Source organism: Streptomyces chrestomyceticus JCM 4735, from assembly GCF_003865135.1.
GTDB lineage: Bacteria > Actinomycetota > Actinomycetes > Streptomycetales > Streptomycetaceae > Streptomyces > Streptomyces chrestomyceticus.
Genome location: NZ_BHZC01000001.1, coordinates 3,958,443 through 3,970,856, shown reverse-complemented (window position 1 = coordinate 3,970,856; position 12,414 = coordinate 3,958,443). Strand labels below are relative to the sequence as shown.

18 protein-coding genes are annotated in these 12,414 nt (G+C 68.0%); 5 read left to right on the top strand and 13 right to left on the bottom strand.

Annotation, left to right across the window (positions count from 1 at the left end):
- Window positions 1-3: 3 nt before the first annotated feature.
- From EJG53_RS16630 to EJG53_RS16615, 4 genes are read left to right on the top strand one after another with little or no spacing between them, the layout of a single operon-like run.
- Entirely contained in the window at window positions 4-1,308 is a 1,305-nt protein-coding gene (locus tag EJG53_RS16630; protein ID WP_125045502.1) for a UDP-N-acetylglucosamine 1-carboxyvinyltransferase, read from the top strand.
- Window positions 1,308-2,339: a serine hydrolase domain-containing protein gene (locus EJG53_RS16625; protein WP_125045501.1), complete on the top strand. Its 1,032-nt coding sequence runs from the start codon at window positions 1,308-1,310 to the stop codon at window positions 2,337-2,339. The genes EJG53_RS16630 and EJG53_RS16625 overlap by 1 nt, the downstream gene beginning before the upstream one ends.
- Before the next feature lie 14 nt (window positions 2,340-2,353).
- Window positions 2,354-3,397 carry a UDP-N-acetylmuramate dehydrogenase gene (locus EJG53_RS16620; RefSeq protein WP_125045500.1) on the top strand — a complete coding sequence of 348 codons (1,044 nt, stop codon included), beginning with the start codon at window positions 2,354-2,356 and terminating at the stop codon, window positions 3,395-3,397.
- Window positions 3,398-3,401: 4 nt separating this feature from the next.
- On the top strand, window positions 3,402-3,626 hold the full coding sequence (locus EJG53_RS16615) for a hypothetical protein (RefSeq protein ID WP_125045499.1): 225 nt from the start codon (window positions 3,402-3,404) through the stop codon (window positions 3,624-3,626).
- Between the two features lie 128 nt (window positions 3,627-3,754).
- Here EJG53_RS16615 and EJG53_RS16610 read toward each other — a convergent pair whose 3' ends face one another.
- From EJG53_RS16610 to EJG53_RS16565, 10 genes are all read right to left on the bottom strand, one after another.
- A complete protein-coding gene (locus EJG53_RS16610; protein WP_125045498.1) occupies window positions 3,755-4,054 on the bottom strand; it encodes a hypothetical protein in 300 nt (99 codons plus the stop codon).
- Window positions 4,054-4,251 (bottom strand): hypothetical protein, encoded by a 198-nt coding sequence (locus tag EJG53_RS16605; RefSeq protein WP_125045497.1) that lies wholly within the window; start codon window positions 4,249-4,251, stop codon window positions 4,054-4,056. The genes EJG53_RS16610 and EJG53_RS16605 overlap by 1 nt, the downstream gene beginning before the upstream one ends.
- Window positions 4,252-4,378: 127 nt before the next feature.
- On the bottom strand, window positions 4,379-4,720 hold the full coding sequence (locus tag EJG53_RS16600; RefSeq protein ID WP_125045496.1) for a VRR-NUC domain-containing protein: 342 nt from the start codon (window positions 4,718-4,720) through the stop codon (window positions 4,379-4,381).
- A complete protein-coding gene (locus EJG53_RS16595; protein ID WP_125045495.1) occupies window positions 4,717-4,974 on the bottom strand; it encodes a hypothetical protein in 258 nt (85 codons plus the stop codon). Before EJG53_RS16595 ends, EJG53_RS16600 begins: the two co-directional genes overlap by 4 nt.
- 210 nt (window positions 4,975-5,184) lie before the next feature.
- Window positions 5,185-5,385, bottom strand: coding sequence for a hypothetical protein (locus tag EJG53_RS16590; protein WP_125045494.1), 201 nt, complete (start codon window positions 5,383-5,385; stop codon window positions 5,185-5,187).
- On the bottom strand, window positions 5,382-5,657 hold the full coding sequence (locus EJG53_RS16585) for a hypothetical protein (protein WP_125045493.1): 276 nt from the start codon (window positions 5,655-5,657) through the stop codon (window positions 5,382-5,384). The genes EJG53_RS16590 and EJG53_RS16585 overlap by 4 nt, the downstream gene beginning before the upstream one ends.
- Window positions 5,658-5,693: 36 nt before the next feature.
- Complete coding sequence (locus tag EJG53_RS16580; RefSeq protein ID WP_125045492.1) at window positions 5,694-5,936, bottom strand: hypothetical protein; 243 nt, start codon at window positions 5,934-5,936, stop codon at window positions 5,694-5,696.
- 145 nt (window positions 5,937-6,081) lie between these two features.
- The gene (locus tag EJG53_RS16575; RefSeq protein ID WP_125045491.1) at window positions 6,082-6,315 is read right to left on the bottom strand and encodes a hypothetical protein; all 234 of its coding nucleotides are present in this window, start codon (window positions 6,313-6,315) and stop codon (window positions 6,082-6,084) included.
- Between the two features lie 70 nt (window positions 6,316-6,385).
- Entirely contained in the window at window positions 6,386-7,363 is a 978-nt protein-coding gene (locus EJG53_RS16570; RefSeq protein ID WP_125045490.1) for a ParB/RepB/Spo0J family partition protein, read from the bottom strand.
- Window positions 7,364-8,007: 644 nt separating this feature from the next.
- A complete protein-coding gene (locus tag EJG53_RS16565; RefSeq protein ID WP_125045489.1) occupies window positions 8,008-8,712 on the bottom strand; it encodes a beta-ketoacyl-ACP reductase in 705 nt (234 codons plus the stop codon).
- Window positions 8,713-8,927: 215 nt separating this feature from the next.
- Between EJG53_RS16565 and EJG53_RS16560 the strand changes: the two genes are divergently transcribed.
- Window positions 8,928-9,857: a helix-turn-helix domain-containing protein gene (locus EJG53_RS16560; protein WP_125045488.1), complete on the top strand. Its 930-nt coding sequence runs from the start codon at window positions 8,928-8,930 to the stop codon at window positions 9,855-9,857.
- On the opposite strand, the gene EJG53_RS16555 is transcribed toward EJG53_RS16560, so the two are convergent.
- The 3 genes from EJG53_RS16555 to EJG53_RS41120 all read right to left on the bottom strand — a co-directional run bounded on the left by EJG53_RS16555 (window position 9,839) and on the right by EJG53_RS41120 (window position 12,267).
- Window positions 9,839-10,723 (bottom strand): MBL fold metallo-hydrolase, encoded by an 885-nt coding sequence (locus EJG53_RS16555; RefSeq protein ID WP_167515118.1) that lies wholly within the window; start codon window positions 10,721-10,723, stop codon window positions 9,839-9,841. The two genes, EJG53_RS16560 and EJG53_RS16555, sit on opposite strands and share 19 nt — an antisense overlap.
- Before the next feature lie 123 nt (window positions 10,724-10,846).
- Window positions 10,847-11,785, bottom strand: a complete 939-nt coding sequence (locus tag EJG53_RS16550) for a recombinase zinc beta ribbon domain-containing protein (RefSeq protein ID WP_125045486.1) — start codon at window positions 11,783-11,785, stop codon at window positions 10,847-10,849.
- A gap of 290 nt (window positions 11,786-12,075) precedes the next feature.
- Complete coding sequence (locus EJG53_RS41120) at window positions 12,076-12,267, bottom strand: DNA-binding protein (protein ID WP_150249860.1); 192 nt, start codon at window positions 12,265-12,267, stop codon at window positions 12,076-12,078.
- Window positions 12,268-12,414: the final 147 nt, after the last annotated feature.

Sequence of the window (12,414 nt, the reverse complement as noted above, 5' to 3'; positions counted from 1 at the left end):
GCGATGCCCCTGACCCCTGTCTGCGCCGCCCACGACACCGCCGTCCTGCGCGTGACCGGCGGCCACCGGCTGACCGGCCGAATCCCCGTCCAGGGCAGCAAGAACATCGCCCTGCACCTGTACGCCGCGGCGCTGCTGGCCGACACCCCCGTTCGCCTGACCGCCGCGCCGGACATCCTCGACACCCAGGTATGCGCCCAGATCCTTTCCCGCACCGGAGCCGCCACCACCGCCGACATCGGCCGGTTCACCGTGACCCCGGCCACGACGGTCCGCCCGGTCATCGACGCAGACCTGGGCCACCGCGTGCGCACCACCGCCGTCCTGGCCGCCGCCGTCCTGGCCCGCGCCGGGCAGGTCGTCTTCCCCTACCCGGGCGGCGACGCCTTCTGCCCACGCCTGATCGACCGGCACCTGGCCGCCATGCAGGCCGCCGGCGCCCGCGTCACCGCCGACACCACCGGCATCCACGCCCGCGCCCCGCACGGGCTGCGCCCGTTCACCGTCGATGTGGCCACACCGTACGGCCCCAGTCTGGGCGCCACGGTGACCGCCCTGCTGCTCGCCGCCCGCACACCGGGCACCAGCCGCATCACCCACCCGTCCGTTGAACCCGAAGTCACCGAGACCGCCCGCTTCCTCGCCGAGCGCGGCGCCACCGTTCACGCCGACCAGGACGGCCTGCACGTCACCGGCAGCGACCGGATCGCCGGAGGGACGTTCGCGGTAGCCGGTGACCGCATCGAAGCAGCCACCATGATCATGATGGCCGCCGCCACCGGCGGCAGCATCACCCTCGACGGCATCAGCACCGCAGACCTCCCCCGCGGGCTCACCGACGTCTTCGCCGCCGCCGGCCTTAAGGTCGCCGACGGCGCGGACGGCGCCCTGCGCGCGCACCACCACGGCCTGCGCGCCGTGCAGGCCGCCACCGGACCGCACCCCGGCGTGCCGACCGACACCGCACCCCAACTCGCCGCCCTGCTCACCCAGGCACGGGGCACCTCGCTGATCACCGAGCGGGTGTACCCCCGCCGCGACACGCACTGTGCGGGACTGCGCGCCCTCGGCGCCGACCTCACCTCCCGCGGCCCGGCAATTCGCGTCCGCGGGCCCGTGCGCCTGCGAGCGGCGCAGGTCGCTGCCGGGGACATCCGTGCGGTGACCGCGCTGCTGATCGCCGCCCTCGCCGCCGACTTCACCTCTACGATCCGGGGAACTTTCCATCTCCGGCGCGGCTACGGACACCTGCTGGCCAACCTCGCCACGCTGGGAGCCGACATCACCCTGACCACGGAGGCGCCCTGATGCCCGTACCGTTCCCCGCCGCCGACACCGCCCGCCTGCACGAGACCCTGACCGCCGTCGTCGACGACGGCGCCAGCCCCGGCGGCGTCGTCATCTGCGGCACCACCGACGGCCAGCAGCGCATCCTGACGGCCGGCACCGTCGCCCCCGAATGCGGCGACGCACCCCCCACCGCCGAGACGGTCTACGACATCGCCTCCCTGACCAAGGTCGTCGCCACCTGGCCCCTGACCGGCCGAGCCCTCGATGCCGGGCTCCTGAACCTGGACGAACCAGTGTGCACCGCCCTGCCGCCGACGACCGGTGAAGCCCCCAGCGGCAACCCGACCATCCGGCAGCTGCTCACCCACACCTCCGGCCTGCGCGCCTCCACCCGCCTGGACCACTACCGCAACACCAACACCCCGCTGCACGAACTGCTGATGCGCGAACCACTGGAGACCGACCCCGGACCGCACCGCTACATCAACCGCGGCTACATCCTGCTCGGCCTGGCCCTGACCCACCTCCACCAGACCCCCCTGGACATGCTCGGCCACGAACTGTGGACCGGCCTGGGCATGCACCGCACCTGCTATGGCCCCGTCACCCGGTCCCAGAACGTCGCCCCGACCGAACAGCGCCTGCCCGGCGCCCCCCGGATCTGGGGTGCCGCCCACGACGACAACGCCGCCCTGATGGGCGGCATCGCCGGCCACGCAGGCGTCTTCTCCACCCCCGGCGACCTCGCCACCTATGCCCACGCCCTGATCACCGCCTACCAGGACGGCGGCGCACTGGGCGGCTGGCTACGGGCCAGCCTGGTCCCGCACGCCCCAATCGAGCCGGGCCTCGACCGCGGCCTGTCCTGGGTCCTGGCCGACGGCGGCCGCACCGCCTACCACCACGGCTTCACCGGAACCAGCCTCTACCTGGCCCCCGACACCGGCCGCTACCTGGTCATCTGCACCAACGCCGTCTACCACGGCGTCGCCCGCACCCGCATCGCACCCTTGCGATCCCTCGCCCTCAAAACCATCTCCGCCATCTGACCGGGAGGGCCCCGATGAGTGAGCTGCTGGCCGACCACACCACCTTGCGCCTGGGCGGCCCCGCCGACCGGCTGTTCACCCACACCGATCCCGCCCACTGGGCCGACCTTGCACGCGGCCTTCCCACCCCGCCGTTCATTCTCGGGGGCGGCAGCAACACCCTCGCCGACGACGCCGGACACCCCGGCACCGCGGTGCGCATGGCGACCCGCGGCATCACCTTCCGCCGGCACGGGAACAACATCGTGGAAGTCACCGTGCAGGCAGGAGAACCGCTGGCCGATCTCGTCGCGCACTGCGTCCACGAGGGCCTGTCCGGCGTCGAGTACCTTGGCGGCATCCCTGGCACCGCCGGCGCCGCCCCGGTGCAGAACACCGGCGCCTACGGCCAGCAGATATCCGACACCCTTGCCCACCTCACTGTCTACGACTGGCAGCAGCGCACGATCACCGAACTCCAGCCCGGTCAGTGCGCATTCGGCTACCGCACCAGTACCTTCAAAACCCGGCCCGGCCGCTGGACCATCCTCCAGCTCACGCTGCACCTGACCCGCGCCCACCGGGCAGCACCAGTCACCAACCCCCACCTCGCTGACGCCCTCGGTACCCGCCCTGGCGCGCGCCCGCCCCTGGGGGAAGCCGCCGCAGGCGTTCTCGCCGACCGCTGCCGACGCGGCCTGAGCCTGCCCGACACCGGGCCGGACGCACGACAGGCGGGCTCGGTCTTCCTCAACCCGCCCCTCACCCACGCCCAGGCCCACCTCGTCCGGACGGCCGGCGGACCGGTCTACCGCGACGACTTCGGCACCCTTCGCACCAGCGCCGGTTGGCTGCTCCAGCTGACCCACCACCACCCCGGCAAACGGATCACCCCCGGCATACGCTGCTCAACCCGCCGTACCTTGACCCTGACCGTCCAAGGGGCGACCTCAGCCGCGTTCACCGCAGCGTTGCAAACGCTGGCTCGCCAGGTTCGGGAAGCCACCACCATCCACCTGCACCCTGAACCCGTCCGGCCCCCTGCTACGTCCACCGTGAACGGCGCACCCACACGATGAGGTTATGTCCGTACCACCTGTCATCGTGCATCCGCCGTCGCCGACTGGCGGCCGACGCGTCACCGTACGCGGAGAGATCGCTGGACTGGCGCACGACAGGCGGGACGTGCAGGAGTTCTTGCGGCGTGCAGGAGTAGCGGAGGACGCCGACGCGATCCCGCTGGACGACCCGCGGCTGGTGGAGTGGAGGGGCGGCGGGCCGGAAGAGTGGGGCGGTGCCGAGGGCTGAGTTCGTCGTCCGCTACCGCCTCCGGCCGGTCGCTGCCGCCTGCGCACCTGACGAAGCGAACAGCGCCCGGACGCAGCGAGACCCCGCGGACGGGGGATACCGCGGGGTCTCACCAACGAGCGTACATCTCATACAGGTGCATGGGGCAACTGTCGTGAATGGCCGCTGGTGCGCGGGCCGACGTAGCGGGCCCAGACCTCGGCCCCTCCGTCTTCGGTGCCGTGCGCCTTGGCCTCGAAGGCGCCTGCGGGCCGGAAGGCGGCGAGCTTGCCCGTACGCACCCGGTGCGCCTGGTTGGAGGCCCGGTTCATGGTGTCGTGGGTGTCGATGTGGGCCCAGTCGCCGGGGCGGCCTCGCAGGGCTTGCGCGGTCTCGTGGGTCTCCTGGCTACGGTGGGGGATGGGCGGGGTGTCGAACCGTACGTGCATCAGGATTTGCGTTCCCCTGGGTGGTCGGTAGGTGAGGTGACGGTCTCGGCGAGGTGCCGGATGCGGTCGGCTACGCGCCATTGGCCGTCAGCTAGGTGCTCGCACAGCTCGTTGGCGAGCATGGCGATCTCAGCCAGAGCTGCGCCGAGGTCGGGCGGGGCCTGCTGGCCGGGGGTGATGCAGGTGGTGTCAGCCATGGAGCGCGCCTTGGTGGTCAGCGATTGTTGCAGCGGCAGGTGTTGGTGATCAGGTTGAAGTAGCTGTCACAGCTGTCGCACCAGGTGCCGGGTGCCGCCGTGGTGTCCGTGGTGGGGTCGGTGGCTGTCACTGTGTGTTCCTTGTCCATGATTCGGGTAGTTGGGCTCGGGGCCCGGTGGGGGCGAGGGTGGCGACGATGAGACTGAGGTCCCTGGGGCGCCACAGCGCGGTTTCGAGACCGCTGGCTGCGAGGTGGGTGAGCCATTCACGCTGGGCTGGCCGGATGCGGCCGGTGTCCGTCTTGAGCTCGACGAACAATGTCCGCCGTGTCTGGGGATGTCCGTAGACCTCGTCGGGCCATCCCGCGTCGGAGCGGCGGCTGTTGTGCGTGTGGTACGCCAGCGTCCAGCCGCGTGCGGCTGCGAGCTGGCGGACGTGCCGACGGAACTGCTCTTCGGTGACGCTCACGCCGCTTTCGTCCCTCGCTGGGCGATGGCCGCTTCGAGGTCGGCTCGGTGCCGGGCTGCGTCCGGGTCCGGCGTCGGGCTGTGCAGCGGACGGTTCGCTGCTGTCGGCGCGGGGCGGCGGTGGCGTTCCTTGAGGAGTTCGGGCAGGGGCGCCCGGTGGTGTTCTTGAAGGATCTCGCTCATGGGGCGGCCGTATCGCTCGGCGATCAGTGCCTCATACAGGTCTGAATCGTAGGTGGTGGTATCGGCAGGCATCTGGTTCTCCGTGGATGGGCCGGGGCCCGCTGTCGGAGGAGCGGGCCCCGGCCGGAGGGGTGGCCCGTATCGGACGGGCCATCCGGGCGGGCTGGGCGCGGGGGGGCGCTGCCCGTCCGGAGGTCGGGTTGTTGTGCGGGCCGTGCCTCGGGCCTGACAACGATCACGAATCTAACATGACCAAAGGCAGCGGCCTATTTGAGCCTGTGGTCAGTCGAGAAGGGCGAGATCGTCCGGGTGATGGGGGATGTCCGTCGACGCGCCGGGCCAGCGCACCAAGACCAGCGTCTCCCCGGTGATGGGGTCCTCGGCGTGCCCGTTCACGTACCCGAAGGGTCGCGGGGTGCCCGACTGCCAGCGGACCGGGGTTACGCCGGCCCGTATGCGGAAGTCCGCGCGGACGTCGTTCACTTCGTGCCCCCTGTGTGGCGCGAGGCGATCAGGTCCAAGCCGCGCCCCCATGTGGCGGAGACGGGTTCGTTGAACGCGCAGGCGCCGTGCTGGCCCTCCTGGAGGCCGGCCCGCCAGTCTTCCGGGCCGCCTGGTGGGTTGCGAGTGAAGTGCTGGATCGCGCCATCGGCCAGTGTGGCGCTCAGGTGCAGAATCCCGCCGGGGCTGGCGGTGACGTTGGTGCGCTGTCCGGTGGTGAGGGAGTGATGGGCGAGTGCGTCGCCAGTTCGCATGGTTACATCCTGCGTAAAGTAGCGGCCTATTTTAGGTTAATGAAGCGAGCCGTAGCCGTTGCAGGTCTCGCACGTGTCCTCGGTGACGGGGTCGGTGCCGTCGGAGCAGTGGGGGCATGGGTGCCGCACTCCGGTGCCTCGGCACTGCTCGCACTCGCGGATTTCCTCGTGGGGCCCGCGGTGGAAGGTGACGACGGCGCGCCCCTCGCACTCGTCGCATTCGCCGGGTGTGAACCCGAGGGTGCTGTAGCAGTCGACGGTCGCGAATGTGGCGAGCATGGGGTTCCTTCGGGTGTCTGACGTCTCTTCGGTAAGTAAGTTCTACTATGCCTGGTGGGAGTGTCCAGTACGCTCTCCCGCCGGCCGCAACCCCACTGGAACGGGCGGGGCGGTCGCGGCAGGCGGCACGGAAGGTGGCGCCCACTCAGAAAAGAGGCTCCTGCCCCTGGGTGTCCTTCGGTTCGCAGGAGTGTGTGTGTCCGGCCCGCGAGGGAGGCGCGGCCTCTCCGAAAAGAGCGGGGGTGCCGGACGCGTCGGGGACCGCCGCGATACGCGCCGGTCCGGTAGGTATGTCGAGTGTCCACGTGCTGGGGAGGCGGGCATCGAAGTCGGACTTGGTCATCATCTGCCACTGCGGGCGCTCGGCGTGAGCGGACATGGAGGGGGCACCTTGCGGTCGGGAATGGTTTCTGAGGCGAGGCGGGGCTCGCGGCCCCGCCTTCTGCGCGTCAGGCTGCTGCCGGCTCCGACTCCGATTCCGCGACGGCTTCCGGGTTGACCTGGACCAACTCCTTGGCCTCGGAGTGCGCCTTGGCCTGCTTGAGCTGGAAGCGCGCCTTCGTCAGGGACTCCGCTACGCGGTCCAACTGCTCCAGGCGTGCCCCGACGCCGCCCTCCAGGGCCTGCGCGAGCTTCAGCGGGTCGCTGGCGCCGATCTCGTCCAGCATCGCGCGGACCTGTTCGATCTTGTCGAGTGCCGTACGGGTCTTCTTCTGCACTGCCGCGCGCTCGGTACGCTGCTCCTCCGTCAGCTCCTCGGTGATCATCAGTACGGCCTGCTCCTGCTGCTGGCGCATGGCGTAGGCAAAGTGGACGATCTCATTGTCCGAGGCCAGTTCGCCGCGGCTGAACTTGGCGAGTACGGCGGCCTGGTTGGCGTGGCTCAGGGCTGCGATCTGCACTGCTGCTTGGGTGCCGATGGTCTTGGACTCCACGAGTTTGGCGACATCTTCGCGCAGATCCAGCAGGGCCAGGCGGAGCTTGACGTACGCCGTGGTCTTGCTGAAGTCGGCGGCGACGGACTCCGGGGTGGCGCCTTCTTCCTCGTCCAGGATGCGCTGGAAGGCTCGCGCCTCCTCCAGGGGAGTCATGTCCTCGCGGTTCACGTTCTCGCTGACCGACCGCTTGAAGCGACGGAGTTCACTCTTCTCGCTGGTGATGGTGGCGCGGATCTTGGTGCGCTTGAGCAGCTGGTGGGCGCGCCACCGGCGCTCGCCGGCGACGATCTCGTATCCGCCGCGCTCGTTGTCGGGGCGGACCTCGATGGCCTGCATGAGGCCGTATTCGTCGATAGAGGAGGCGAGTTCCTGAAGGGCCGCCTCGTCGAAGTGCTCGCGGGGCTGGCGGGGATTGCGGTGGACCTGGCTCATCTTCAGGACGCGCTGCACGGGTTTCTCCAAGAGGTAGGTGGTGAGTTCTTCCCTCAACCAATAGCTAAATTCTACTACGTTAAAGGGGGGTGTCTACTCGCGGAGCCGCAGTCAGATGTTCTCTGACCTGTGCCAACACCGCACCAGCCCAGCCGCTTTGAGGAAAGCAAAGCGCCCGTGAGGCGCCGGTTTCTTCCGGCGCCCCACGGGCTCCCCTTCTACCGCGCCACGGGACGCGAGCGCCTAACCCCCGTCTACGCGCTCACGCCACCGCCGCACCTCAACGGGCGCACCCGCTGCCAGGGCGGTAGAACACTCGCGGGCGATCGGGCACTGGCCGCACACCTCGGCCGAATCGCCTTCTCTCACCTGCATAGACGAATCAACCTGGCTAGCTGTGACACACAGGGCCGCGCTCCAGCGGATCGGCATCGCCAATCTGTCCGTCTCGCCGTGCAGGTAACTCAGGACACGAGCAGTCGCTGCAAGGCCCCGCTCTTCACTGCCCGGTCGACCGCTCCGAGGCTGCTTCGACAGCGCCAAGATGCGCTGTTCATCGATCACTTCACTCCTCGCCAAGTCAGGCCGCTTGTCGCCTGCCCCTCCGTTTGACGCGCCCAACCCCCGTCCGCGATCACCAAGCCCGAGCGCGGCGCCGGGTGACTGTAGGTGCTGCTCTGCTGATGTGGCCGAGCTGCCGCTCAGTGGCCCATGCCGGCGCCGCCGTCGACCGGGATGACGGCCCCGGTGATGTACGACGCCTCATCGCTGGCAAGGAAGCGCACCGCCGCGGCGATCTCCTCCGACTGGGCGGCCCTGCCCGCGGGGATCTGCTTGATCATGCTGTCCTTGATCTCTTGCGGCAGTACCGCGGTCATGTCCGTCTCGGTCAGTCCCGGGGTGACCACGTTGGCCGTGATTCCCCGCGAGCCCAGCTCACGTGCGATGGAGCGAGAAAATCCGACCAGTCCGGCCTTGGCTGCCGCGTAGTTCGCCTGGCCCGCTTCGCCGCGCAGGCCGACGGTCGAGCCGATGAAGATCATGCGGCCCTTGCGGGCGCGCAACATGCCGCGGGTGGCGCGCTTGGCCAGGCGGTAGGCGGCGGTGAGGTTGGTGCCGATGACGTCGCTGAAGTCGTCCTCGGACATGCGCATCAGCAGGGTGTCGCGGGTGATGCCCGCGTTGGCCACCAGCACCTCGACCGGGCCGTGCGCCTCTTCGATTTGCCGGAACGCCGCCTCGACCTGTTCCGGGTCGGTGATGTCGCACTTGACGCCCAGGACGCCAGCGGGCGGTTCGCCCGACCGGTAGGTGACGGCGACCCTGTCACCGTTGGCGGCCATGGCCTCTGCGATCGCCAGTCCGATGCCTCGGTTACCACCGGTGATGAAGACGCTGCGGCTCATGGGTACCTCTCAGTTGGTGCTCTGGTGCTCAGCTCTGCCGTTTGCCGTGACAGAGCGCCCGCGGGGCCGGTGCCCGGCGACCGGACGACCTCCTGCGGTGCAGCAACCCTCGCACAAACGGAACGCTCGCTTTTGAACGTTCCCGGCTACTCAGGGTGACCGGTACGAAATGTAGCGGTAGTTGACAAACTGTTGAAGCGGGGGAAAGGCGATTAATGTCCCATTTTGGGCGGGTCGCGGGTGAAAAGATGATCATGGAGGCACTTGCGAAGGAGCGTCAAGGGGGCGTTAAGTTCATCGGCGTCTTTCCGATACTTTTACCGTCAAGGAGGGGTAGCGCCCCAATGTCCAATAGGCACCGCGTAGGCGATTTTCTCCGAGAGTGGCGCGCCAAGATGGACCCCAACCTCGTCCCCGGCTTCACCGCCAAGTTCGGGCCGCGAAACAAGCCCGGCCTCACACAAGCCGAAATGGCAGTGCTCACTGGTGTGACGGAGAGCTGGTACAGGCGCCTGGAAGCCGGCGGCATCGCGAACCCGAAAACGGATTGGCTGGAGCGCATCGTGCGCATCCTCGACCTCAACGAAGCCAAGCGATACACCCTGTTCGTGTACGCAAAGGGGCAAGAGCCGCCGCCCCTCTACCGCCCGGCCGCAGTCATCGACCCCTCGACAACCGCAGTAATTCAGGGGCAGCCCTGGCCCGCGTACATATCTGACGCGTCGTGGGACATGCTCAAGTACAACGACCTGTGCGTCCAGAATTGGCCCTGGGTCAAGTACGGCATCAACATCATGACCTGGTGCCTGACCTACCCCGAAGCCCGGCTGCAGCTGATCGACTGGGAAGAGTCCTGGGCCAAGCCCATGGCGTCCCAACTCCGCCTCGTACATGAGTCCCAGCCGGAGAACCGCAGGCTCGCCGAAGTCGTAGCCGACATCAAGAAGCGCGACAAGGTCGCAGCCCGGCTCCTTACTGACGACCTCACGAGCGTCACCCACCCAGACGGCCACCGGCGTTGGATGTACCTACCGAACCGCGGTGAAGAAGAATTCGAGGTGATCTTCCGCTGCTACGCACCGCTCAGCGACCGTAGCCAGCGCATGATGTTCATCATGTCGCCCGACTACTCCCTCGCTAGCTGAGCCATTCCCTCAACGAGCCCCATCGTCGTGGAAGGGGCACCTTCTACGCCCGCTTCCTTATACGCAGCGGCAACAGCAGTAAAAAGCCGCTCAGGATGCGCGAGAACGCCGGCGTGAGCCCCCTTGATCAGGCGGGCCGCGTCGGACAACTCGACGCCACTCGAAGCGTAGGAAGTGGCGTCTTCGTGGACACGGGCGAGGCCGTCGCGAAAGGTGACCACGCCTGCCCGGCCGGTGATTTCACCGTGACCCGGTACGAACGTTGTGGCGCCCGTACTCAGTAGCCGATCGCAAACCTCGATGCACGCGCTGAGGGAATCGGACCACACAATCATGTGGGCACCGATGAACAACGTATCGCCGGTAAAGACCACTTCATCCTCGGGGACATGCACGGCCACGTCACCCTCACTGTGTGCGGGGCCGAGATCGATGAGTTCGACCGCCGCCCCGCCAACCTCCAGCTCCAGCGTGCCGGTGAACGTACGCGTCGCACCAGTCACGGTGATCCCGCTGAAGTCGAACCCGCCGATGTGCTCAGCGGCGTACGCGGTGACCGCAGACGTCGGAGCCGCCCGGCCGAGCAGCATCATCTGCTCCGGGCTGATCTCCTTGCACACATGCTCGGCCGACGCAGCCGACGTGATGATCTCGGCGTCCGGCAGGAGCTGGTTGCCCCACGTGTGGTCCCCGTTCTGGTGCGAATTCACCACAGTAGTGATCTCCGCTCCGGGCACGGCCGCCTCGACTGCGTCCAACAGCAGACGCATGCCGGCCAACGTGAACTGGGTGTCCACCAGCAGGGCTTGCCCATCAGAGGCGACGAGCCCGCAGTTGCTGTAGCCCCAGGCGGTGCTGTTGTGCATCCACGCCCACGTGGTGGACGACAGCGGAATGAGGGAAGGGGACGACAAAGCAGGCTCCAACTTGCTGGGCAGGGCGACAGGCATAGCGGTGCGCCCCAGCCGGCGAGGCGCACGAAAAGAAGATCAGTTGGCGGGGGAACGCCAGTCGATAACGATCCGCTCGTGCGGATCGGCGTGCCGCCCACCACCTGACGGCATGACACGCACCTTGGAAACCTCCAAGGCGATGAGAGCTCGCTGAGAGGCCCGCGGAGCGGTCCTCCACCACGCGACGAAATCGGTAACGCCGGAGATCGGCACGTCCGCGATCTGCTCCAGGAACCGAAGCCGGGCCCGGGCCTGCCGCAGATCCTCCTTGGTGGCCTTCTGCGCGGCCAGGAACGCCGAGCGCACCAACAGGCCACGCCCGTACAGGCCGCCCAGTTCCTTGAACCGCTCCTCGGCCCCGTCGACATGCTCGCGCAGACGTCTTGCTTCGGCCCTGACGTCCTCCTGGACTTCAAGCAGCCGCTCGTGGGTTCCCGGGCGCAGAACATCAGCGAGGACCTGCTCGGCTACGGCGTCCTCCAGACGGTTGGCGTTCATGCGGACGCCACCACACGAAGCGCGGCCCTCCTTGGGGGGCGGGCACCGGTAGCCGGGGTCTGCGTCGCCGTTCACCCGAGCCCCCTGCATGTGGAAGGCACACCGACCACACTCGGACAAGCCGCTGGTGAGCAGGTAGTCGAACGGTTCGCGAGGCGGAGTCTGCTCGCCGCGGCGCTTAGCGAACAGTGCGTTCAGTCTTTGGTGCTCGTCCGGTGTGAGGACCGTTTCCCCGAAGTCCTCGATGGGCTCGCCGTTCTTGTCGAGGCCCGCCATGAGCGGGTTGAGGATGGCTCGCACGAATGCCTCGGCAGCCCAGGGGTTCCCGCGCGCGTTGGTGTAACCCTTGTCGGCGAGCTGGCGCACGACCGCGCCTACGGGCTCGTTCAAGAGCAGTCGTGAAGCACCCTCACGCAAGCCCTGGGCCTCCTGCTGGTGCAGCTCTCCAGGACGCACGTAACCCGATAGCCGTGCCATGAATCTCCATCCATCGGGAGTGCGACCGCCTTGCCCATAGCGGCCCCTTAGCTCCTTAATAGGCCAATGTACTCGGCTGACATAGGAGGGCTCTCCGTTCACTTGACGCCGCTGTGTATTTACGCAGGTCAAACATGATGATCGAACACGAAATCGAAAAGTGACCTCCCTCACTCCTGGCTTTTTGGTTGCCTGGGGCTATGGAAGGCACGGGCGAATCGCCGCGTAGCGACCCTAAGAAGGCGGGAGGTGGGCGGCTCTTCGGCAAACAGGCCGCAGCAAAAGGTCGGCTAACGCAGCCCAAGCGCCTCCCAGACGGACGCCGTCGCCACCTTCGTCGTATCGCCCAACGGAATCAGCTTTGCTGGGAACCGGCCCTCCTCGATCAGCCGGTACGCCTTGTCCGCCCCGATCTTGAAAGCACGCGCAGCCGTCGCCACGCTGATCGCAAGCGGAAGCGCCAGAACCTCCTCCACGGACATGTCCCCACGCTCAGAGGAAGGCGCAACAGAACCAATCGCAGATGTGGTCATAGGTGGTCAAATCCTTTATCCCCGCGCCACCTGACCGGAAGCATACGAGACCCAAGGAAGCCCGAACTCCGCTACAGAAAGATCAGGACACGCAAG